Below are 21,769 nucleotides of genomic sequence, written 5' to 3' on the forward strand. Positions count from 1 at the left end.
AGATGCAATTGACGATTGAACAGCGTGATGCCCTGCAGCTGTTGGCCTGGCTGCACCTGCGATGTGGCCGCCCCGAGGGTGCGCAAACGTTGCTGAAGGTGCTGTTGCGGGCTGACCCCGATCACCTCGCCGGGCGGCGAGCGTCGGTGGTGGCGGCGCTGGAACTGGGCGACTGGGCGCGAGCCGAACAGCAGTGCCTGGCACTGCGTGACGCTGGCGAACAGCGTGCGCCCCTGTGGCTGTGCCTGAGCCAGGCGCAGCAGATGGCGGGCCGGCTGGAGGTGGCGCAGGCCACCTTCGGCGAGTACCTGCAGCGCAAGGCCCGTCCATGAATGCCTTGACCCGCATGCTCGGCCATGTCGGTGCGCGCAAGGACCTGATGCTGGCCGTGATGCTGCTGGCGGTGGTGTTCATGATGATCCTGCCGTTGCCGACCCTGCTGCTTGACCTGCTGATCGCCATGAACATGGCGATCGCGGTGGTGCTGTTGATGATGTCGGTGTATGTCGTTTCGCCGTTGCACTTCTCGGTGTTCCCCTCGGTGCTGCTGGTCACCACGCTGTTTCGCCTGGCGCTGTCGATCAGCACCACGCGGATGATCCTGCTGGAAGCAGACGCCGGGCAGATCGTGCAGACCTTCGGCGACTTCGTGGTGGGCGGCAACCTGGTGGTGGGCTGCATCCTGTTCCTGATCATCACCATCGTGCAGTTCCTGGTCATCACCAAGGGCGCCGAGCGGGTGGCGGAAGTCAGCGCGCGGTTTTCCCTCGACGCCATGCCAGGCAAGCAGATGAGCATCGATGGCGACCTGCGCGCCGGGGTCATCGACGTCAACGAGGCCCGCGACCGCCGGGGCGAGGTGGAAAAGGCCAGCCAGATGTACGGGGCCATGGATGGGGCGATGAAATTCGTCAAGGGCGATGCCATTGCCGGGCTGGTGATCATCGTCGTCAACCTGCTGGCGGGCCTGGCCATCGGTGTGATGCAGAAGGGCATGTCGACGGCAGACGCCTTGCAGCTCTACGCGGTACTCACCGTGGGCGATGGCATGGTCAGCCAGGTGCCGGCGCTGCTGATCGCCATCACTGCGGGCATCATCGTCACCCGCGACGGCGAAGCTTCCCGCGACCTCGGGGCGAATATCGGCAACCAGGTGATGGCGCAACCCAAGGCCCTGATGATCGGCGGCGCATTGTTGGTGTTGTTCGGGCTTGTTCCTGGTTTCCCGACGGTCACTTTCCTTACCCTGGCGCTGCTGGTCGGGGGCGCAGGCTGGTGGGCGATCCGCCAACGGCGCATCGAGGAGGATGGCAGGCAGCAGAGTGGTGGCCTGCCGGCGTTGCTGGCCAATGGCGCTGGTGCACCCACGCTCAAGCCGTCCGGCAAGGTGAAGTCGGCCGTTGATGCGCAAGCCTTCGCCCTGACGGTGCCCTTGCTCATCGACGTGGACAGCGGCCTGCAAGCCGCCCTGGAGGCCGCCTCGCTGAACGACGAGTTGGCACAGGTACGCCAGGCGCTGTACCTGGACCATGGTGTGCCGTTTCCCGGCATCCGCCTGCGTTTCACCAGCGCGCTCGGTCCCGGCGAGTACCGCATCTTGTTGCAGGAAGTGCCGGTGGCGCGTGGCCGGCTGATGCCGGAGCGGCTGCTGGTCCATGAAAAACCCAGCCAGCTGGCGCTTGTCGGCGTGTCCTATGAGGAAGGTGAAGCCCTGCAGCCAGGGCGTGCGGCACTATGGGTGGAGCAGGCCCAGCGCGAGCGCCTGGAACGCGCCGGATGCGCCTTCCTGGCGATCGACCAGGTGCTTGCCTGGCACCTGTCCCAGGTGCTTTGCGAGTACGCCGGGGACTTCATTGGCATCCAGGAGACCCGCTACCTGCTGGAGCAGATGGAGCAGGGCTACGGGGAACTGGTCAAGGAGGTGCAGCGCATCCTGCCATTGCAGCGCATCACCGAGGTGTTCCAGCGGCTGGTGGGCGAGGGCATCTCGATCCGCAACATGCGCTCGATCCTCGAGGCCCTGGTGGAGTGGGGGCAGAAGGAAAAGGATGTGGTGCAGCTGGCCGAATACGTGCGCAGCAGCCTCAAGCGCTATATCTGCTACAAGTATGCCAGCGGCCATAACCTGCTGCCGGCCTATCTGCTGGATCCGGCGGTCGAGGAGATGATCCGCAACGGTATCCGCCAGACCAGCGCAGGCAGCTACCTGTCCCTGGACCCTGCGCAGAGCGATACCTTTCTCGCCCAGGTGAAAGCCGTGGTGGGCGACCTGCATGATGCCCAGGCCAGGCCCGTGCTGGTGGTGTCGATGGACATCCGCCGGTATGTGCGCAAGCTGGTCGAGGGCATCTATTTCGACCTGCCGGTGCTGTCGTTCCAGGAACTCACCACGCAGATCAATATCCAGCCATTGGGGCGCATCGGTTGACGCCGGCCAGGCGTCGGAAAGCGTACCCACAAACTACAAATTCGCGGCCGGATCTGACGGAGCGACCGCTTGCCCTTCAATAGACTTCATCTGCATGTACCCCAAGAGGGTACCTGGCCAACCGGATGCAGATGATGAGCAGTTCTATTGAAGCAAGTAGTCGCCCTGTCCCATTGCCGTACGTAGACCGTGTCGCACCGCCGGACACCTGGAGGGATATCAAGCGGCTGGAGGTGATCCAGGATGAGCACGGGATCGTGGCTGTGGACGGTCAAGGCCAGCCACTTAGCCCAGAGGCCCGGTCACAGGCCATCGAGACGTTGCTGGGTCCCGAGGGGCAGGTGCGTCTGGCACAGAGCCGGCCCTATTTCGAGGGCCTGCTGGGGCAACCGTTGCCCGAGCAGCATGTCGAGGCGCTATACCAATTGCTCGAGGCTTATGCCAGCTGGTTACCGGGTGCACCTTTGCAGCTGCACAACCTGGGCGAGCGCCTGCGCATGGACGAGTTGGTGATGGCAGCGATGGGCCTGCGCATGCGCAAGCAGAAGGCCGAGCGCACCGAGCTCAGCGAGCAGCTCAAGTGTCTCACGGCGGAGCTGAAGATCTTCAGCGTGATCCAGTCGAAGGTCAACGTGGTGATGGCCGACAAAGGCACCTTCAAGCTGGAAGACGGTGGTTTCAACCTCTTCGACCGCAAGCTCTACGATCTTGATGCGGACAGTTGGGAGAAGAGCTCCGAGCGCCGACTGCTCTCGAGCCTGGATACGTTCACGCCCGCCTTCAATGGCTCTGCGGTCGTCACGGTGCGGCATTTCCTCGAGGGCGTGCAGCCTGCCCCTACATCGGGTGAGAGCGAACGCCGCCTGCAAAAGGTCAGTGGACCGATGACCGACCTCAAAGCGCAGTACGCCTGGGACAAGGACAACAACCCGCTGGCCAATTTCTCCCAGGCCCTGAGTGATCGCACCCGCATCATCAACGACAAGGTGACCGAACAGACCACCCTGCTCAACGACGTGGGGTCGCGCTACACCACCTCCACCGAGGTGATGATGAAGTTCGTCGAGACCTGGTTCTCGATGCTGTCCAAGATTCTGCAGAACTGAGGTAGGTGATGACGACAGTACAACAGATGGCCGGCGACGATGCCGATGCCAACAACGTCGATGCGATCGAGCGCTTCTTTGGCGATGGTGGCACCTTCGCCATGCTGCGCGGGGTATGCGCGGCGCAACTGGAAACGCTTTACGCCCAGGCGTTCAACTTCTACCAGGCGGGACGGCTGGAGGATGCCTTGACAATGTTCAAGGGGCTCGCGGCACTTGACCATTACGATCCCCGGGCATTTCTGGGCGTGGCAGGTGCCTACCAAGCCCTTGAGCGCTATCAGGACGCGTTGCCGGCCTATGCCTATGGCGCGATGCTTGCGCCCCAGGATCCCCGTTTCAGCTTCCATGCCGCGCAATGCCACCAGCACCTGGGCGACCTGAAGTCGGCGCGAAGCGGCTACGAGCAGGCGCAGGTCCTGGCGATGGACAGCGAGCATGCCGGCCTGGCAGATCAGGCACAGGTGCTGCTTGAGGCCTTGCAGCAGAAGGAGGGGGCGGGTCATGCGAGCTGAACTTCTGTCCATGGAGCAGCCGCTCCTGATGCCCACTGACATCGAATCTGATACGTCACTTCCGGGCACGGCGATCCAGCTGCCAGGCGACTGCGCAACACCGGCAAGGGTCGCAACGGCCAGGCAGGACCTGAGTGTCCGGCTGGATCCGCCAGCGCTACTGGCGACGGGGCAGCAACAGGACCAGGTAATCGACAAGCTGATCGACCCTGAACGCCTCATGCAACCGGGGCTGGTTGTGATGCCTGATGTCGGTGCGTTGATACTCGGCCAACTCGCCGGGGACATCTCCGACGCCGAACTGGATATCCGCCTCACCGAACTGATGAGCCGGTTAGGTGCTCGCCAGACCGAGCTGAACCTGCAGCAGGTACGTCAGCTCACCGAGCAGAACCGCCAGCAGATGACGCTAAACGCGCAGAAGATGGAGGAGGTGGCCCAGCGACACCAGGACGCCGGCACCGCGAGCGTGTTCGCCAAGGTCTTTGGCTGGGCGGCGGCCATCGTGTCCATCGTGGTGGGAACCGTCATGGTCGCCACCGGCCTGGGCGCTGTCGCGGGCGCCTTGATGATCGCCGGGGGCGTCATGGGCGTGGTGTCCATGTCGCTGAACCAGGCGGCCGAAGACGGGCATATCTCCAAGGAGGTGATGAAGTACCTCGGGCCGGTGCTGATGGCGCTGGAAGTCGCCCTGGCGCTGGCCTCGGTGGTGCTGACCTGCGGTGGCAGCCTCACGGTGGTCGCCGCCAGGGTGGCCGGCAAGGTGAGTGGCAAGGTCGCGCAGACGGTCCTGTCGGTGGGCCAGAAGATCCAGGGCGTCGCCTCCACCAGTGTCACCTCGACTGCCAGCGCGGGCACCCGGGCCAACCTGCAGATGACCCTTGCCGGCGCCAGCATGGCGACCACCACGCTCTCCAGCGCCGGGCAGGCGGCCAGTTCGGTCATGCAGGGGCTGGCGCTGCGCAGCGAGGCCCAGCTGGCGGAAATGCGCCTGCTGCTGGACCAGGGACACAGCTATCTCGAACAGTTGGCCAGGGAGCTTGAACAGTTGCTTGCCAAGAAGCAGCAACGCTTCGAGCAAATGCTGGAGCTATTGAACAACCGCAGCAAAGCCTGCGCTGATATCGCCTGCCGAAACGTCATCGCTTGATCAAGGAGTCAATCATGAGTCTGTCCATTTCCAATATCGATCATTTGTCCCACGTGGATGCCCAGCTACCGGTCATCGAAGAGCAAAAGGCCGGGCAACCGCTGTGGGCGATGCTGGCCATGCCATGCGCAACAGCGAGCGCGGTATTTGCCGAGAAGCAAGGGCGGGTCAGCCTGGATTCGCCCCAGGCCACGCCCTGCAGCCAGGACCTGGAGAGTCTGCTGGCCATTCTCCGTGCCGCCATGCAGGTGCGTGACGGCCACGCGCAGGGGCGCAGGACCCAGGCCGAAGTCAGCGTGCTGGCGAGCAAGGAACAGATCAGTTGGATGAGAACGGCCAGCAACGCATTGTTCGCCTCGGCGGCCGTCAGTGGCGCACTGGGCATGTTCACCCTGGCCAGTGGCACCACCGGTATGCTCAAGAACCTGGGTGACGCGCGCACGATCAAGGGCCTGGAACAAGCCAGCCATGCTGCCGAATATGCCAAGCCCGGCGAGGTGGCGATGGCCTCGAAAAAACTGATCGCCGAGAACCGTATCGAGGTCAAGCACCTGCAGAATGCCATCGACACCCGCAATACCACGCTGCACACGCTCAATGGCGTGGCCCAGAGTGGCGCCGCCTTCGGCACGGGCATCGCCCATGCCATCAAGTCGCTGCAGGATGTGTGGGCAAAAGAACAGGAGCTCGAGGCAGCGGTTGCCGGCAACCAGAAGGAACTGTTCCAGCGCTACACCGACGACCTGGCGAAGATGATCGACCAGGTGCGTCAGCTCATCCAGGAGATCCTGCGCAACGACAACCAGGGCATCAGGGCTGCGGGCATCATGGCCTGAGCGCGTCTGTCTTCCTGACAGGATGTTCCAAGCCGCAAGGATCTGGGTTCTTGCGGCTTTTTCATGCTTGCGCATCCACGAACAGCGTGCCGGCCCAGCTATGCCGAAAAGTGCAAAAAAGGCGATAAGGGCTGATGGGGCCTGATGTGCAGCGTCGGTATCGTTCGCTCAGCTTCCACAATGTTGGAGGCAAGACACTTCGGAGAAGATCTCTGTTCTTGCTGGTGTGAGAGTGGTCTTTTCCCCAAGTCAAACGATGCTGCAAGAAGAGGTTTGCACAATGATCGAATCGGTTTCAACCAGTTGGGTGTGTGGCGCCGACCTGGACCCCGTCAACGAGAGCAGTGACTGCGCCCAGGTGAAAACCAGCGAGTCGGCGCAGCGCCTGGCGCGTCACGAGGAGCCGCAGAAGCATGGCATTCTGATGCGCCTGTTCATTACGATTGCCGAGTTCTTCGGCTTTCGTCCCTTTATGGCGGCGGGTGGTACACAGGCCGCGGCTTCGGCGCCGGACATGATGCGTACTTTGAACGAGCAGATGGCCAAGGGGCTGCCGGATGTCATGAGGTCACAGGCCAGTGGAATTCTGGCAAGGCAGAAAGACCTGCCAACCGAGCAGTTCATGGCCAGCTATACGGAACAGCTCACGGGCAGCAACATCATGCGTAACGCCAACTGCCTGTTGTCGAATGTCGTCAAGCTGGGCGATCTTGTGCCAGAGCTGAAGGTCGAGACGAGGATCAACGAGGTCGATATCGCCAAAGGATATTCTTTGAAGGAAGCCCAGTTCCCGAAAAATATCGAACTGATGCAGCAAGATCCGACGGCTGCCGCCAAGGTGCTCGATGCGGTGATTTTCCTGGCTTCGAGATTTGCCGAGTTTCCGGACCCCGAGCAAGTGGGACCTGAAGCGGTGGTGGAGTTTGTCAAAGAGGTCGATGCTGATTTCATTGAACTGTTCGCCCAGAAGCCTGATGCGGTGGTGGCGGTTGTCGTGGTGGATGCAAGCGACGATGCCCCTGCGCTGGTGAGTGGCACTTTGGCTGGAGCGAGCGCTGCACCGCCTGTGGAGCCTGAAGTGACCTACGACGCGACGACCTCCGGACAGCCTGATCCGGTAACGTCGCTGAAGACCGTCAAGCTCGGCTTTGTCAAGATTGACGACGAGGTCGCTATGCCGACGCGCAATGACTTCAACGCGACCGTGAGTTCGCTACAGCGGCCGACCAGTCCGCTCTCTCAGTCGTTCGAGCACCTGGAACGTCTTGCCGAACATGGCAGCACCGCCGAAAAGGCAATCGCCTCGATGGTGCTGGACCACACGGCGGTAGGTCAGACCCACTCCTACGGCGACCTCTTCGGTCAGCGTAAGTTGGAACCCTATCTGTTGCAGGCCCACTCCGCGCTCTCGTTCGTGGACACGCTGCAGAAGAAACTGGATATGGCCGGGCGTCTGCTCGGCAACCTGCAGGCTGCCGACGCGGCTTGAGCTTGAGACTGGCTGGGGCCTCAAGGCCCCCGGCCAGTTCTTCGCATTCTTTCAGCTCACCCGTTGTGAAACCAACCCAGGGTGATCATCGTCACCACGATGTAGCGCCCGCCCTTGGCCAGGGTGACCAGCAGCACGAAACGCCAGAACGGCTCGCGCATGATCCCGGCGATCAAGGTCAGCGGGTCGCCGATCACCGGCATCCAGCTCAGCAGCAATGACCACTGGCCCCAGCGCTGGTAGCGTTGCTGGGCGCGTTCCAGCTGGTTGGCGCTGAACGGGAACCAGCGGCGTTCGCGCAGGTGCTCGATTGCCCGGCCCAGCAGCCAGTTGACGATGGAGCCGAGCACGTTACCGAGCGTGGCCACCAGCAGCAGGGTCGCCCAGGCGCCTGGCTCGCGCAGCAGCAGCCCGACCAGCACGGCCTCGGACTGCAGCGGCAGCAGGGTGGCGGCGCCGAAGGCGCTGAGGAACAGCGCCCCAAGGCTGAGCATCAGTAGCTGGCGACCACGGTGTCCTGGCCATCCCGGGTCACACCGATGACCTGGTAGGCATCCTTGTGGTCACCCATTTCCATGCCCGGCGAGCCCATGGGCATGCCTGGCACCGCGAGGCCCTTGAGGTCGTCGCGCTTGGCCAGCAGGCGCACCTGTTCGGCCGGCACATGGCCTTCGACGAACTTGCCGTTGATCACCCCAGTGTGGCACGACGCCAGGCGTGGCTCGACGCCCAGGCGCTGCTTGACCGCGCTCATGTTCGGCTCAACGTGGTCATTGACGGTGAAGCCGTTGTCGCTCAGGTGCTTGATCCACTCCTTGCAGCAACCGCAGTTGGGGTCGCGGTAGACATCGATGGTCTCGGCGGCCTGAGCCAGGCCGGTGACGGCCAGCAGGCCGAGGGTGAGCAGGTGTTTGCGCAGCATGGTGGAGCTCCTGTGAAACAAAACACATTGAGTTGATCAGCGCCGGCTCTCAATGGAACATAGCGTAACTTATTGATTTAGCTTGACCCAGTGGGAGCGGCCTTGCGTCGCGAAAGGGGCGCGCAGCGGCCCCAGATTCCAAGTCACCATCGAAATTGCTGGGGGCTGCTGCGCAGCCCTTTCGCGACGCAAGGCCGCTCCCACAGGAGGGCAGCTCCTGCAGGGCCGGCAGCAAACGTCAGAATCGCAGGCGAACCCCGGCCACCAGCCGGGTCTGGCCGATGTCCTCGCCCTCTTCCCGGGCCTGGTCGGCGCGGCTGCCGTGCAGCCGATTGAAGCTGACCCCGACATAGGGCGCGAACGCACGGGTGATCTCGTAGCGCAGGCGCAGGCCCACTTCGCTTTCGGCCAGCCCCGAGCCCTGTTCGCGCCCGGCATCGTTGCGCCCGAAGAAGTTGGCTTCGACGGTCGGCTCGAGGATCCAGCGATTGGTCAGCAGCATAGCGTAACCGGCCTCCAGGCGCAGCGCGGTCTGCTGCCGCTCGCCGGCGTAGGCGGTGGCCTCCAGCTCCAGGCCGTAGAGCGGCGTGCCCTGGATGCCGAATGCGGCCCAGCTCTGGCCGCTGGCGGGCTTGAAGTCCTGGCGTACACCACCCACCAGCTCCCACCAGGGGCTGATGGCATGCCCCCAGAGGGCCTGCAGCTCGGCCTTGTGCGTCCTGCCCTGTTCGCGTTCACCCTCGGTGCGCAGCCACAGGCGATCAATATCGCCGCCGACCCAGGCCGTGGCGTTCCAGTTCAGGGCGCCGCTGCTTTCGAAGTTCTGATATTCCAGCTGGTCGACGATCACTGCCCAGTTGGTCGCCCGATCATGTACCTGATGCCCCGGCAGCGGAGGGAAGGCCGCGCGGCGGTCGGCGTCGGTGATCACCGGCAGCGGTGTGCGCGGCTGGCTGGGAGTTGCCGCCGCGTGGTTCATCTGGCTGTGGTCCATGGGCATGCTGCCATGGTTCATATGGTCCATACCCGCGGCCAGGACCCGTTCGCTGGCCAGCAAGGCCATCAGTGCGACACCGGTGACGATGTGGCGGTTGCGGTTCTCATTCATCGACCCGTACCTCGCGGAACATGCCGGTCTCCATGTGGTAGAGCAGGTGGCAGTGATAGGCCCAGCGGCCCAGGGCGTCGGCGGTGACGCGGTAGCTACGCCGGCTGCCGGGGGGCATGTCGATGGTGTGCTTGCGCACCAGGAAGCGCCCCTTTTCATCCTCCAGGTCGCTCCACATGCCGTGCAGGTGGATGGGATGGGTCATCATGGTGTCGTTGACCAGGGTGATGCGTACCCGCTCGCCGTACTTCAGGCGCAGCGGCTCGGCATCGCTGAACTTGATGCCGTCGAACGACCAGGCGAAGCGCTCCATGTGGCCGGTCAGGTGCAGTTCGATCTCCCGTGACGGCTCGCGCCCGTCCGGATCGGGGTAGGGACTGCGCAGGTCGGCGTAGGTCAGCACCCGGCGACCGTTGTCGCGCAGGCCGATGCCGGGGTCGGCCAGATTGGCGCGGGGGGCCATGGTCTGCATGTCCACCAACGGGTTGTCGGTCTCGCTGGCAGGGTGGTTTTGCATCATGGCCATGCCGGCCATGTTCGAGTGGTCCATGCCCGCCATGTTGCCGTGGTCCATCGCTGACATGTTCGAATGGTCCATCCCACCCATGCCGCCGTGGCCCATGTCGTCCATGCTCAGCACCGGACGCGGGTCCGGCTCGGGTACGGGGGCCTGCAAACCCGCCGCGCGGGCCAGGGTGCCACGGGCGAAGCCGGTGCGGTCCATGCTCTGGGCGTACAGCGTGTAGGCGGGCAGGTTGCCCATGGTGACCAGCACGTCATAGGTCTCGGCCACGGCGATGCGCAGCTCGTCCACGGTCACCGGGGTCACCGGCAGGCCGTCGGCGGCGATCACCGTGAGCTTCAGGCCCGGAATGCGGAAGTCGAAGTAGGTCATCGCCGAGGCGTTGATCAGGCGCAGGCGTACGGTCTCGCCGGGCTGGAACAGGCAGGTGAAGTTGCCGTCCGGGGGCTGGCCGTTGAGCAGGTAGGTGTAGCTGGCGGCGCTGATGTCGGCCAGGTCGGTGGGGCTCATGCGCATCTTCGCCCAGGCCCAGCGATTGTCGACGGCCTTGCCCCAGCCGTTCTCAGCAACATCATCGACGAAGTCGCCGACCGTGCGCTTGTGGTAGTTGAAGGCGTCTGACTGCTTCTTCAGGGTGGCCATCAGCGCTTCCGGCGCCTGGTCCGACCAGTCGCTGAACAACAGCACATGGTCGCGCTGGTACTTGTGCGGCTCGGGTTCGCGGGGCGCGATGACGATGGCGCCGTACACGCCGGCCTGCTCCTGCAGCCCTGAGTGGCTGTGGTACCAGTAGGTGCCGCTCTGGCGCAGGGTGAACTGATAGAGGTAGTCGCCGCCGGGCTCGATGCCGACGAAGCTCAGGCCCGGCACGCCGTCCATGTTGGCCGGCAGGATGATGCCATGCCAGTGGATCGAGGTGGGCTGGTCCAGGCGGTTGCGCACGCGCAGGGTCACGGTGTCGCCCTCGCGCCAGCGCAGCTGCGGGCCGGGCAGGCTGGCGTTGATGGTCTGCGCGGTACGTGGGCGCCCGGTGATGTTGACTGGGGTCTGGCCGATGAACAGGTCGAACTGCTGGCCGCTCAGGTCATGCAGCGGCAGGCGGCCCTCGGCGGCCTGGGCCAGCGGGCGCCAGAGGCCGAGGCCGGCCAGGGCGCTGGCGGCCCCCAGGCCCTTGACGAAGGTGCGGCGGGTTGGAGTCGGTGGCATGGGGTACTCTCGGTGCTGGCAAGGTCCATCCAATCGCGGGGCAAGCCCGCTCCCACAGTGGGAGTGGGTTTGCCCCGCGATCGGGAATGACACCGATGGTCGTCGCCAGCGCCTGTCAGCCACCTGAGGCGCGGATTACAGATTTGTCAGGCAACGGCCTCGCCACTCTCCAGGTCGCGCATCAGCAGGCCGAACTCCAGTGACACCTGCTCGGGAATCGGCAGGTACACCACATGGCCGTCGCCCGGCGCCACCTCGATGGCCTGCTGCTGGCGGTTGCACAGGCGGTGCAGGTCGAAGTGGTAGTTGCCGCGTGGGGTCATCAGCTCCAGGTGGTCGCCCACGGCGAAGCGGTTCTTCACCTTCACTTCGGCCAGGCCGTCCACGCGCACCCCGGTCAGCTCGCCGACGAACTGCTGGCGCTCGGACACCGAGTTGCCGCGCTGGTAGTTCTGGTACTCGTCGTGCACGTGGCGGCGCAGGAAACCTTCGGTGTAGCCGCGCTGGGCGAGGGACTCGAGGTTGCTCATCAGGCCACGGTCGAACGGCCGCCCGGCCGCGGCGTCGTCGATGGCCTGGCGGTAGGACTGCACGGCGCGGGCACAGTAGAAGTGCGACTTGGTACGGCCCTCGATCTTCAGCGAGTGCACGCCCATCCGGGCCAGGCGTTCGACATGCTGGATGGCGCGCAGGTCCTTGGCGTTCATGATGTAGGTGCCGTGCTCGTCCTCGAAGGCCGGCATCTCTTCGCCGGGGCGGTTGGACTCCTGAAGCAGGAACACCTGCTCGGTCGGCGCGCCGAGGCCCAGGGTCGGCTCGTATTCACGGACGATATCGCCGGTGGCGTTTTCGGTGGCCGGTGTGGCCTGGTACTTCCAGCGGCAGGCATTGGTGCAGGTGCCCTGGTTGGCGTCGCGCTTGTTCATGTAGCCCGACAGCAGGCAACGCCCGGAGTAGGCCATGCACAACGCGCCGTGCACGAAGACTTCCAGCTCCATCTCCGGCACCTGCTGGCGGATCTCTTCGATCTCTTCCAGCGAGAGCTCCCGCGACAGGATCACCCGGGTCAGCCCCATGCCTTGCCAGAACTGCACGCTGGCCCAGTTCACCGTGTTGGCCTGCACCGACAGGTGGATCGGCATCTGCGGGAAGTGTCGGCGCACCAGCATGATCAGCCCCGGGTCAGACATGATCAGCGCATCCGGGCCCATCTCGATCACCGGCGCCAGGTCCTTGAGGAAGGTCTTGAGCTTGGCGTTGTGCGGGGCGATGTTGACCACCACGTAGAAGCGCTTGCCCTGGCCCTGGGCCTCCTGGATGCCGAGGGCCAGGTTGGCGTGGTCGAACTCGTTGTTGCGCACCCGCAGGCTGTAGCGCGGCTGACCGGCGTAGACCGCGTCGGCGCCGTAGGCGAAGGCATAGCGCATGGTCTTGAGGGTGCCGGCGGGGGCGAGCAGTTCGGGCTTGGCAGGAGGGGTCATGGTGCGCACCGGGGACAAAAGGCGCGGATGCTAAGGCGGCGGCACTGCGCATGTATTGATCTGGATCAACGGCACTTTTGCCGATGCGCGAGGCACTAAATTGTTGAGCCCCCGAGGAATGCCCATGAACGAAGCCGTTTTGCAGAACAAAGCCCTGACCGTGCTGCTGGCACTGGTGACCATAGCCTTCATCTGGATCCTGCTGCCATATTCCGGCGCGATCTTCTGGGCGGTGATCCTCGGCATTCTTTTCTCTCCGCTGCAACGCCATCTGCTGCTGCGCCTGGGCGGGCGGCGCAACCTGGCCACGGCGACGGCGCTGGCTACCTGCCTGCTGGTCGCCGTGCTGCCGGTGATCATCATCAGCGCCTTGCTGGTGCAGGAGGGCGCGGCGCTGTACCAACGCATCGAAAGCGGCCAGCTGGACATTGCCGGCTATATCGAGCGTGGCAAGGATATGCTGCCTGTCTATGCCCAGCATTTCCTCGACCGCATGGGCATGGGCAACCTCGATGGCCTGCGCGACAAGATCACCAAGTGGGCCACCCAGGGCAGCCAGTTCCTCGCCGGCCAGGCGTTCAGCTTCGGCCAGGGCACCTTCGAGTTCCTGGTGAGCTTCGGCATCATGCTCTATCTGCTGTTCTTCTTCCTGCGCGAGGGCGCGGAGGTGGCGCGCAAGGTGCGCCAGGCGGTGCCGCTGCCCGAGCAGCAGAAGCGCCGCCTGCAGTTGAAGTTCAAGCGCGTGGTGCGGGCCACGGTCAAGGGCAACCTGCTGGTGGCGATCACTCAGGGGGCGCTGGGCGGGCTGATCTTCTGGGTGCTGGGCATTCCCAGCGTGCTGGTGTGGGCGGTGCTGATGGCGTTTTTGTCGTTGCTGCCGGCGGTGGGTGCGGGGATTGTCTGGGGGCCGGTGGCGCTGTACTTCCTGCTGACCGGGGCAATCTGGCAGGGGATCGTGCTGACCGCGTTCGGCGTGCTGGTGATCGGCCTGGTGGACAACCTGCTGCGGCCGATCCTGGTGGGCAAGGACACGCGGATGCCGGATTATCTGGTGCTGGTGTCGACTCTGGGCGGGCTGGCGGTGTTCGGGCTCAATGGCTTCGTGATCGGGCCGTTGATCGCGGCGTTGTTCATTTCCAGCTGGGCGATCTTTGCCTCGACCAAGCCGCAGGTGCAACTGCCATCCTGAAAGGGCCATTCGCGGGTAAACCCGCTCCCACAGGGCACTGCACGAAACCTGTGGGAGCGGGTTTACCCGCGAATGGGCTGCATAGCAGCCCCAAGCTGTTTATCGGAAGCTGTAGGAAACCCCCGCATACACCCCAAACCCTTCCCCCGGCGTCGAGCGGGCGATGTCCTGCCCGGCATCGTTGTACCCCGGCGTCACCGTCGCCGCATACCGCTTGTTGGTCAGGTTGCGAAGGTCCAGCCAGGTCTGCCAGTCCCGTGTCGGCGAATCCCAGCCCAGGCGCGCACCGAGCAGGGCATAGGCGTCGGCGTGGTAGCTGTTGGCGTAGTCCACCTGCACCTTGGAGGCCATCTGCGTGTTCACCCCTGCGTAGAAACCGCTCGGCCAGTCGTAGCGCAGTTCGGCCTGGTAGTAGTGCATGGGGATGCCGGGCAGGCGGTTGTCGCCGAACTTGTCGTCGTTGCGGTAGTGGAAGTCGCTGAAGGTGTAGGCCTGGCGCAGGCTGAGCTTGCCGGTGCCCGGTTGTTCCCAGAGCAGGCTGTCCAGGCCGGCCTCGATGCCCTGATGGATAGTCGGGCTGGCGTTGAACTCGCCCGTGACGGCCGGTTCGATTTCGACAGTCAGCAATTCATGTCGTACTTGCGAGTAGTACCAGGTCAAGTCCCAACGGCCGATCACCGAGTCGCCACGCGCGCCCAGCTCAAGCGTTGTGGCAGTCTGATTCTGCATTTCGATGGGCTGCGTCTGGAACTGTTGGCCTTTTACCTTTGGCGAGCTCCAGATAAGCGCCCAGGGATGAGGTGGTTCGACCGAACGACTCAGATTGCCGTAGACCTGCAAGTCAGGTCGGATGTCATAGCGCAGGCCGACCCGCGGCGCATAGTCCCAGTCATGCTGGCTGACCTTGCCGCCAACGGCAGGGTAGGTCACGTCGCTTTCGCGGCGGGTGTAGATCATTGCCAGACCGGTGGTCAACCAGAGATTTGGCACCAGTTCCAGATCGTTGCCCAGGTGCAGGACGGTATCGGAGCCCTGATAGCTGAAATCGCGGGTTCGTTCACCAACGACCAGTGGCGCGTTGCCGGCTTCCTGCACACGAACGAACTCCGATGCACCGCTGTTGGGAAGGTGCTTGGTGGTTCTCCAGCCAATGGTGGTTTTACTCTCGTGGCCGAACAACGTATCGCGGCGATGGTAATTGAGTGTGCCGCTCACATCGGTGTAGGCGACTTTAAGACGGTTGGCGCCTTCCCGAAGGTCCATGGGGTAGTCGTGATAGACCAAGCCGGATTCCAGGCGCGAGTCATCGTCCAGATAGAACGTGCTCTTGTTCGCCAGCCAGGTGCTGCCCGGCTGGGGGCGGCTGGCGTCGCGGCGCAGATACAGAGGATTGGCTGCGCGTGGATCGTGCTTGATCTGGTCCTTGGTCAGGCGCCCGGCCAGGTCGTTCTCGGTTTCCCGGTAGCGCAGGTAGAAGCGCGTCTCCAGGTTCGGGTTGAAGCGGTAGCCGACGTTGGCGGCGATGCCCTTGGCGCTGCCGCTGCTGTGGGCCTGGTAGCCGTCGTACTCGGCGTCGGTAAGGGCCACGTAGTAGTCGAGGTTGCCCAGCACCTGCCCGGAGCTGATGTGCCGACGCTGGTAGCCACGGCTGCCGACTTCGTAGCGCACCTGCAGGGGCGCGGCATCGTAGCCGGTGTGGGTCACGTAGTTGATCGCGCCGCCCAGGGCCAGCGAGCCCTGGTCGAAACCGTTGGCGCCGCGCTGCACTTCGGCGCGGCTCAGCCACAGCGGTTCGAACAGCTCGTAGGGCGTGCCGCCCGGGCCGGTCAGCGGCAGGCCGTCGAACATCGTGTACACACCCGAGCCATGGGCGCCCGGCGCGCGGTTGATGCCCGAACCGCGGATCGACAGCTTGATGCCGTCGTTGCCCGCCGACTGGGCGAATACGCCAGGCTGGTAGGCCAGCACGTCCTGGTTGCTGGCCACCCGGCCCTGGCCGACCTTGTCCATGTCCACCAGGTTGCTGGCGCCGGGGATCTCGCGCAGTCGGTCGGCGGCGGCTTCCAGTTCGGATTGCTGCCTGTCCTGGATCAGCACCTGGTCGAGTTCGACGCGGCCGGCGGCCTGGGCGGTGCCGGCGACGAACAGGGCCAGCAGGGAGTAGGGGAGGGTGGGGCGCATGGGGACGGGGTTCCAGATCGAGTGCGGGAGTCTGACGCTGCAAAGGGCAGACGAAGCACAGTGGTCGATCTGTAATACCGCAGTGGCTTCTTCGCGGGTAAACCCGCTCCCACAGGCATAGCGCGTGGCTTGAGGGCCGCGGGGTCGCTGTGGGAGCGGCTTCAGCCGCGAACACCGGCGCAGCCGGTGCCAGGCACCGCGTCGCCTGCTTCGCGGGTAAACCCGCTCCCACAGGGATCGCGCCAGATTCTAAAAATTGAGCAAGACAGTTGCTCCCACAGGTAAAGCGCTGACCGTTGGAAATGGTGGTGATCCTGTGGGAGCGGCGGTGCGCCGCTGCGATTTACCCGCGAAGAAGCCAGTGATTTCCTTCAGGCAAAAAGAAACCCCGCCGAGGCGGGGCTACTTTCACATCGTGCAGCCGATCAACCGATCAGTTGCAGGCCCGCCTGCTGCACCATCTCCAGCAACGGCTGCGGGTACACGCCGAGCACGAAGGCGAGGATGGCGATGGCCAGCAGCATCACGCCGCCGGTGCGCTGTTCCCACTTCAGCGGGGCGTCGTGGCGACGCAGGTTCGGCTCGACCAGGTACAGGGTGACCATGACGCGCAGGTAGTAGTACACGCCGATGGCGCTGCCGATCACCAGGGCGCCGACCAGCCACCACAGGTGCGACTCGACGCCGGTGGCGATGATGTAGAACTTGCCGATGAAGCCCGCGGTCAGCGGGATACCGGCCAGTGACAGCATCATCACGGTCAGTACCGCGGTCAGGTACGGACGGCGCCAGAACAGGCCGCGGTACTCGTACAGGGCGTCGGCGTCACGGCCGGCGTACGGCGAGGACATCAGGGTGATCACGCCGAAGGCACCGAGGCTGGTGATCACGTAGGTGACCAGGTACACGCCCATGGCTTCCAGGGCCAGGCCCTTGCTGGCGACCAGGGCGATGACCAGGTAGCCGAAGTGGGCGATGGACGAGTAACCAAGCAGACGCTTGAGGTTGCTCTGGGTCAGCGCCAGCAGGTTGCCGATGATGATCGAGGCAACCGCGATCACCGCCAGCACGGTGCTCAGCACGCCGCTGCTGGCGGCGGGGGAGAGCATGAACAGGCGTACCACGACGGCAAACACCGCGACCTTGCTGGCGGTGGCCAGGAACGCGGCGACCGGCGCCGGGGCGCCTTCGTACACGTCCGGGGTCCACAGGTGGAACGGCACCAGCGACAGCTTGAAGGCCAGGCCGACCAGCATCATGCCCAGGCCCAGCTGCGCCAGCAGGCTCGGCATGCTGGTGGCGGCCAGGGCCTTGCCCAGCTGGTCGAAGGTCAAGCTGCCTGCGTCAGCGTACAGCAGCGCCATGCCGAACAGCAGGAAGGCGGAGCCGGCAGCCGACAGCACCATGTACTTGATGCCGGCTTCCAGCGAGCGCTTGTTGAAGAAGGCGTACGCCACCAGGCCGTAGACCGGCACCGACAACAGCTCAAGGCCAATGAACAGGCCGGCCAGGTGGTTGGCGCTGACTAGCACCAGGCCACCCAGTGCCGACATCAGCAGCAGCAGGTACAGCTCTTCACGGTTGCCCGGGAAGCCCTTGGAGCCCTCGCCCAGATAGGCGTGGGCAAGGGTGACGCAGGCCAGGGTGGCCACCAGGATGATCGCCATGTACAGGCAGGCGAACTTGTCGATGGTCACAAGCGACGTGACCGCCAGCGGTGCGACTTTAAGTGCCGGCAGGATCGACAGCAGGGCCAGGTTCAGGCCCACGGTGGACAGCAGGAAGGTCTGCGAGTGGTTGCGCTTCCAGGCGATCGCCAGCATCACCACCACCGTGGTGATGGTGGTGATCAGCATCGGCGCCAATGCGATGAAGTGTTGAGTGGTGAATTCCATAGCGCTCTTACCGGGCCGAAGCGAGTTGAGTGAAAGCGGAACCGAGCCACTGCTGCACACCGCTCATGGTGGCGGCAGAGGTGTCCAGGAACGGCTGCGGATACACGCCCAGCAGGATCAAGAGGCCCGCCAGGCCCAGCACCATGATCAGCTCGCGACCGTCCATGCCGGCCAGCACGGTGTCGGCCTTGGCCGGACCGAAGTAGGCGCGGTGGATCATGATCAGCGAGTACACCGAACCGAAGACCAGGCCGGTGGTGGCGATCACGGTGATCCATGGGACGTGGGCGAAGCTGCCGATCAGGATCAGGAACTCGCCGACGAAGTTGCCGGTGCCCGGCAGGCCCAGCGACGCGGCGGCGAAGAACAGGCTGATGGCCGGAAGATAAGCGATGCGGTGCCACAGGCCACCCATCTCGCGCATGTCGCGGGTGTGCAGGCGCTCGTACAGCTGGCCGGCCAGGATGAACAGCGCGGCGGCCGACAGGCCGTGGGCCAGCATCTGGATCACCGCGCCCTGCAGGGCCTGCTGGCTGCCGGAGTAGATGCCGATCAGCACGAAGCCCATGTGCGAGACGCTGGAGAAGGCCACCAGGCGCTTGATGTCGGTTTGCGCGAAGGCCAGGAAGGCACCGTAGAAGATACCGATCAGGCCCAGGGTCATGGCGATCGGCGCGAACTCGGCCGAGGCGTTCGGGAACAGCGGCAAGGCGAAGCGCAGCAGGCCGTAGGCCGCGGTCTTCAGCAGGATGCCCGCCAGGTCCACGGAACCTGCGGTCGGCGCCTGGGCGTGAGCGTCAGGCAGCCAGGAGTGGAACGGCACCACCGGCAGCTTCACCGCGAAGGCGATGAAGAAGCCCAGCATCAGGATGTACTCGACGCCGGCCGGCAGCTCGGCCTTGAGCAGGTCGCTGTAGTTGAAGGTGATCACGCCGGTGCTGTTGTAGTTGACCAGCACCAGGCCGAGGATCGCCACCAGCATGATCAGGCCGCTGGCCTGGGTGAAGATGAAGAACTTGGTAGCCGCGTAGATCCGGGTCTTCTTGCCGTCGGAGGAGCTGTGACCCCAGAGCGCGATGAGGAAGTACATCGGCACCAGCATCATTTCCCAGAAGAAGAAGAACAGGAACAGGTCCAGGGCCAGGAACACGCCGACCACGCCGCCGAGGATCCACATCAGGTTGAGGTGGAAGAAGCCGACGTGGCGCTGGATCTCTTTCCACGAGCACAGCACCGACAGCACACCGAGCAGGCCGGTGAGCAGGATCATCAGCAGCGACAGGCCGTCGAGGGCCAGGTGGATGCTGATGCCGAAGCGCTTGATCCACTCGACTTTGTACTCGAGGGCCCAGGCGGGCTCCGCGCCAGGGGCGGGAGCCAGGGTGTAGTTGCCGTTCGCCCACAGCCACAGGCCGATGCCAAGCAGCAGGGACATGGTCAGCAGCGCGATCCAGCGCGGCAGGGTGGAGCCGAAGCGCTCACCCAGCCAGCACAGGAAGCCGCCGATGAAGGGGATCAGGATCAGCCAAGGCAAAATCATGACGGGTTGGTTTCCTTTGGCAAAGTCGCAAGATTCATAGTCATACCGCGGCCACTACCACGGCACCGAGCACCAGCACGGCGCCGACGGCGATCGAGGCGGTGTACCAGCGCAGCTGGCCGGTCTCGGTCTTGCTCATGGCGACGTGACCGCCGCGAGCCAGGCGAGGGATGAGGCCGATGCTGCGGTCAACCGGATCCTTGCGCAGGATGTGGCTGATCAGCAGGTAAGGTTTGACGAAGAGCTTGTCGTAGATCCAGTCGAAGCCCCAGGCGGCGAACCACCAGGCCGACAGGACGCGACCGATACCGCTGTTGGCGACCGCAGTGACGAAGCGACGCTTGCCCAGGAACAGCAGGGCCGACAGCAGGATACCGGCGATGGCGATGGCGCCCGAGGCGATCTCCAGCGAGTGCTTGGCTTCGCCACCGGCGTGGCCGGCGCTTTCAGGCAGCACGCCTGCCAGCGGCGGGTGGATCCAGGCGCCAATGAAGGTCGACAGCACGATCAGCACGCCCAGCGGCAGCCAGTGGCTGATGCCGTGGCCGGCGTGGGCTTCGGTCTTGGCTTCGCCGTGGAAGGCGATGAAGATCAGGCGGAAGGTGTACAGCGAGGTCATGAACGCGCCCACGAGGCCTGCGTACAGCAGGCCAGTGTTGCCGCTGGCGAAGGCTTCCCAGAGGATCTCGTCCTTGGAGTAGAAGCCCACGGTCAGGATCGGCAGGGCGGCCAGGGCGGCGCCACCGACCACGAAGCTGGCGTAGGCCAGCGGCAGTTTCTTCCACAGGCCGCCCATCTTGAAGATGTTCTGCTCGTGGTGGCAGGCGACGATCACCGCACCGGAGGCAAGGAACAGCAGGGCCTTGAAGAAGGCGTGGGTCATCAGGTGGAAGATCGCCGCGTCCCAGGCGCCGACGCCCAGGGCCAGGAACATGTAGCCGATCTGGCTCATGGTCGAGTAGGCGAGGATACGCTTGATGTCGGTCTGTACCAGGGCGGCGAAGCCGGCCAGGACCAGGGTCACGCCACCCACCACGCCGACCAGGTGCAGGACGTCCGGCGCCAGCAGGAACAGGCCGTTGGTACGGGCGATCAGGTACACGCCCGCGGTCACCATGGTAGCCGCGTGGATCAGCGCCGAAACCGGGGTCGGGCCGGCCATCGCGTCGGCCAGCCAGGTCTGCAGCGGCAGTTGGGCCGATTTACCGACCGCGCCACCCAGCAGCATCAGGGTCGCCAGGACCATCCAGGTGTCACCGGCCTGGAACTTCTGCGGTGCCAGCACCAGCAGTTCCTGCACGTTCAGGGTACCCAGCTGGACGAACAGGATGAACAGGCCGATGGCCATGAACACGTCGCCGATGCGGGTGACGATGAACGCCTTGAGCGCCGCGTTACCGTTGTTGCGGTTGCTGTAGTAGAAACCGATCAACAGGTACGAGCACAGGCCCACGCCTTCCCAGCCGAAGTAGATGAACAGCAGGTTGTCGCCCAGCACCAGGAACAGCATGCTGGCGATGAACAGGTTGGTGTACGAGAAGAAGCGCGAGTAACCGGCTTCGCCGCGCATGTACCAGGAGGCGAACAGGTGGATCAGGAAGCCGACGCCGGTGACCACGCCCAGCATGGTGACCGACAGGCCGTCCACGTACAGGGTGAAGTTCGGCGCGAAGCCGTCCACCGACATCCACTGCCACAGCAGCTGGCTGTACGCACCGCCCTCAGGCGGGGCGACGTTGAACTGCCAGATCACGTAGGCGGCGGTGGCCGCCGACAGACCGACCGAGCCGACACCGACCAGCGCCGACAGGTTCTCGGACCAGCGGCCGCGCGAGAACGACAGCAGCAGGAAGCCGATCAGGGGGAATACGAACGTCAGGAAGATAAGGTTCATCCGCGCATCTCACTGGCAGCATCGATGTCGAGAGTGTGGAAGCGGCGATACAGCTGCAGCAGGATCGCCAGGCCAATGCTGGCCTCGGCGGCTGCCAGGCTGATCACCAGGATGAACATCACCTGGCCGTCGGGCTGGACCCAACGGGCACCGGCGACGATGAACGCCAGGGCAGAGGCGTTCATCATGACTTCCAGGCTCATGAGCACGAAGAGAATGTTGCGGCGGACCATCAGGCCAACCAGACCTAAGCAGAACAGGATGCCGGCGACCGCCAGACCATGCTCGAGAGGGATAGCACCCATG

General features: G+C 64.4%; 18 protein-coding genes. 8 read left to right on the top strand and 10 right to left on the bottom strand.

The window, feature by feature from the left end:
• Positions 1-2 precede the first annotated feature (2 nt).
• The 7 genes from DMX06_RS00315 (at position 3) to DMX06_RS00345 (ending at position 7,524) form a co-directional block, all read left to right on the top strand.
• A complete protein-coding gene (locus DMX06_RS00315; protein ID WP_110733424.1) occupies positions 3-332 on the top strand; it encodes a type III secretion apparatus assembly chaperone SctY in 330 nt (109 codons plus the stop codon).
• Positions 329-2,428 carry a type III secretion system export apparatus subunit SctV gene (sctV, locus tag DMX06_RS00320; RefSeq protein ID WP_110733427.1) on the top strand — a complete coding sequence of 700 codons (2,100 nt, stop codon included), beginning with the start codon at positions 329-331 and terminating at the stop codon, positions 2,426-2,428. Before DMX06_RS00315 ends, sctV begins: the two co-directional genes overlap by 4 nt.
• A gap of 257 nt (positions 2,429-2,685) precedes the next feature.
• Positions 2,686-3,534 carry a virulence-associated V antigen gene (locus DMX06_RS00325; protein ID WP_181427755.1) on the top strand — a complete coding sequence of 283 codons (849 nt, stop codon included), beginning with the start codon at positions 2,686-2,688 and terminating at the stop codon, positions 3,532-3,534.
• Between the two features lie 8 nt (positions 3,535-3,542).
• On the top strand, positions 3,543-4,049 hold the full coding sequence (locus DMX06_RS00330) for a SycD/LcrH family type III secretion system chaperone (protein WP_110734036.1): 507 nt from the start codon (positions 3,543-3,545) through the stop codon (positions 4,047-4,049).
• Positions 4,039-5,199: a type III secretion system translocon subunit SctE gene (sctE, locus tag DMX06_RS00335; RefSeq protein ID WP_181427756.1), complete on the top strand. Its 1,161-nt coding sequence runs from the start codon at positions 4,039-4,041 to the stop codon at positions 5,197-5,199. The genes DMX06_RS00330 and sctE overlap by 11 nt, the downstream gene beginning before the upstream one ends.
• A 14-nt stretch (positions 5,200-5,213) precedes the next feature.
• Positions 5,214-6,035 (top strand): hypothetical protein, encoded by an 822-nt coding sequence (locus tag DMX06_RS00340; RefSeq protein ID WP_110733435.1) that lies wholly within the window; start codon positions 5,214-5,216, stop codon positions 6,033-6,035.
• A 280-nt stretch (positions 6,036-6,315) separates the two neighbouring features.
• Positions 6,316-7,524 carry a hypothetical protein gene (locus DMX06_RS00345; RefSeq protein ID WP_110733438.1) on the top strand — a complete coding sequence of 403 codons (1,209 nt, stop codon included), beginning with the start codon at positions 6,316-6,318 and terminating at the stop codon, positions 7,522-7,524.
• 56 nt (positions 7,525-7,580) lie between these two features.
• Here DMX06_RS00345 and DMX06_RS00350 read toward each other — a convergent pair whose 3' ends face one another.
• The 5 genes from DMX06_RS00350 to trhP form a co-directional block, all read right to left on the bottom strand.
• Positions 7,581-8,018 carry a YqaA family protein gene (locus tag DMX06_RS00350; RefSeq protein WP_110733440.1) on the bottom strand — a complete coding sequence of 146 codons (438 nt, stop codon included), beginning with the start codon at positions 8,016-8,018 and terminating at the stop codon, positions 7,581-7,583.
• Positions 8,018-8,446 (bottom strand): DUF411 domain-containing protein, encoded by a 429-nt coding sequence (locus DMX06_RS00355; RefSeq protein WP_110733442.1) that lies wholly within the window; start codon positions 8,444-8,446, stop codon positions 8,018-8,020. Before DMX06_RS00355 ends, DMX06_RS00350 begins: the two co-directional genes overlap by 1 nt.
• 238 nt (positions 8,447-8,684) lie before the next feature.
• A complete protein-coding gene (locus tag DMX06_RS00360; protein WP_110733444.1) occupies positions 8,685-9,554 on the bottom strand; it encodes a copper resistance protein B in 870 nt (289 codons plus the stop codon).
• Positions 9,547-11,283: a copper resistance system multicopper oxidase gene (locus DMX06_RS00365; RefSeq protein ID WP_110733447.1), complete on the bottom strand. Its 1,737-nt coding sequence runs from the start codon at positions 11,281-11,283 to the stop codon at positions 9,547-9,549. Before DMX06_RS00365 ends, DMX06_RS00360 begins: the two co-directional genes overlap by 8 nt.
• Before the next feature lie 146 nt (positions 11,284-11,429).
• Positions 11,430-12,764 carry a prephenate-dependent tRNA uridine(34) hydroxylase TrhP gene (gene trhP, locus DMX06_RS00370; RefSeq protein ID WP_110733449.1) on the bottom strand — a complete coding sequence of 445 codons (1,335 nt, stop codon included), beginning with the start codon at positions 12,762-12,764 and terminating at the stop codon, positions 11,430-11,432.
• A 124-nt stretch (positions 12,765-12,888) separates the two neighbouring features.
• Here trhP and DMX06_RS00375 point away from each other — a divergent pair, with 124 nt between their 5' ends.
• The gene (locus DMX06_RS00375) at positions 12,889-13,953 is read left to right on the top strand and encodes an AI-2E family transporter (RefSeq protein ID WP_110733451.1); all 1,065 of its coding nucleotides are present in this window, start codon (positions 12,889-12,891) and stop codon (positions 13,951-13,953) included.
• A gap of 99 nt (positions 13,954-14,052) precedes the next feature.
• Here DMX06_RS00375 and DMX06_RS00380 read toward each other — a convergent pair whose 3' ends face one another.
• From DMX06_RS00380 to nuoK, 5 genes are all read right to left on the bottom strand, one after another.
• On the bottom strand, positions 14,053-16,134 hold the full coding sequence (locus tag DMX06_RS00380; RefSeq protein ID WP_110733453.1) for a TonB-dependent receptor family protein: 2,082 nt from the start codon (positions 16,132-16,134) through the stop codon (positions 14,053-14,055).
• A gap of 425 nt (positions 16,135-16,559) precedes the next feature.
• Positions 16,560-18,029 (bottom strand): NADH-quinone oxidoreductase subunit NuoN, encoded by a 1,470-nt coding sequence (gene nuoN, locus DMX06_RS00390; protein ID WP_038706426.1) that lies wholly within the window; start codon positions 18,027-18,029, stop codon positions 16,560-16,562.
• Positions 18,030-18,036: 7 nt separating this feature from the next.
• A complete protein-coding gene (nuoM, locus tag DMX06_RS00395) occupies positions 18,037-19,569 on the bottom strand; it encodes an NADH-quinone oxidoreductase subunit M (protein ID WP_110733457.1) in 1,533 nt (510 codons plus the stop codon).
• Between the two features lie 40 nt (positions 19,570-19,609).
• Positions 19,610-21,463 carry an NADH-quinone oxidoreductase subunit L gene (gene nuoL, locus DMX06_RS00400; protein WP_062573488.1) on the bottom strand — a complete coding sequence of 618 codons (1,854 nt, stop codon included), beginning with the start codon at positions 21,461-21,463 and terminating at the stop codon, positions 19,610-19,612.
• A complete protein-coding gene (gene nuoK / locus DMX06_RS00405; RefSeq protein WP_008096201.1) occupies positions 21,460-21,768 on the bottom strand; it encodes an NADH-quinone oxidoreductase subunit NuoK in 309 nt (102 codons plus the stop codon). The genes nuoL and nuoK overlap by 4 nt, the downstream gene beginning before the upstream one ends.
• Position 21,769: the final 1 nt, after the last annotated feature.

The sequence above is a fragment of the Pseudomonas mosselii genome, assembly GCF_003205295.1.
Taxonomy (GTDB): Bacteria; Pseudomonadota; Gammaproteobacteria; order Pseudomonadales; family Pseudomonadaceae; genus Aquipseudomonas; species Aquipseudomonas mosselii_B.

Coding starts and splice junctions, on each gene's coding strand:
- nuoL (WP_062573488.1), bottom strand. CDS start 21,463: ATGAACCTTATCTTCCTGACGTTCGTATTCCCCCTGATCGGCTTCCTG.
- DMX06_RS00330 (WP_110734036.1), top strand. CDS start 3,543: ATGACGACAGTACAACAGATGGCCGGCGACGATGCCGATGCCAACAAC.
- DMX06_RS00315 (WP_110733424.1), top strand. CDS start 3: ATGCAATTGACGATTGAACAGCGTGATGCCCTGCAGCTGTTGGCCTGG.
- DMX06_RS00340 (WP_110733435.1), top strand. CDS start 5,214: ATGAGTCTGTCCATTTCCAATATCGATCATTTGTCCCACGTGGATGCC.
- DMX06_RS00365 (WP_110733447.1), bottom strand. CDS start 11,283: ATGCCACCGACTCCAACCCGCCGCACCTTCGTCAAGGGCCTGGGGGCC.
- DMX06_RS00350 (WP_110733440.1), bottom strand. CDS start 8,018: ATGCTCAGCCTTGGGGCGCTGTTCCTCAGCGCCTTCGGCGCCGCCACC.
- sctE (WP_181427756.1), top strand. CDS start 4,039: ATGCGAGCTGAACTTCTGTCCATGGAGCAGCCGCTCCTGATGCCCACT.
- DMX06_RS00375 (WP_110733451.1), top strand. CDS start 12,889: ATGAACGAAGCCGTTTTGCAGAACAAAGCCCTGACCGTGCTGCTGGCA.
- nuoM (WP_110733457.1), bottom strand. CDS start 19,569: ATGATTTTGCCTTGGCTGATCCTGATCCCCTTCATCGGCGGCTTCCTG.
- DMX06_RS00345 (WP_110733438.1), top strand. CDS start 6,316: ATGATCGAATCGGTTTCAACCAGTTGGGTGTGTGGCGCCGACCTGGAC.
- DMX06_RS00360 (WP_110733444.1), bottom strand. CDS start 9,554: ATGAATGAGAACCGCAACCGCCACATCGTCACCGGTGTCGCACTGATG.
- nuoN (WP_038706426.1), bottom strand. CDS start 18,029: ATGGAATTCACCACTCAACACTTCATCGCATTGGCGCCGATGCTGATC.
- DMX06_RS00380 (WP_110733453.1), bottom strand. CDS start 16,134: ATGCGCCCCACCCTCCCCTACTCCCTGCTGGCCCTGTTCGTCGCCGGC.
- nuoK (WP_008096201.1), bottom strand. CDS start 21,768: ATGGGTGCTATCCCTCTCGAGCATGGTCTGGCGGTCGCCGGCATCCTG.
- trhP (WP_110733449.1), bottom strand. CDS start 12,764: ATGACCCCTCCTGCCAAGCCCGAACTGCTCGCCCCCGCCGGCACCCTC.
- sctV (WP_110733427.1), top strand. CDS start 329: ATGAATGCCTTGACCCGCATGCTCGGCCATGTCGGTGCGCGCAAGGAC.
- DMX06_RS00355 (WP_110733442.1), bottom strand. CDS start 8,446: ATGCTGCGCAAACACCTGCTCACCCTCGGCCTGCTGGCCGTCACCGGC.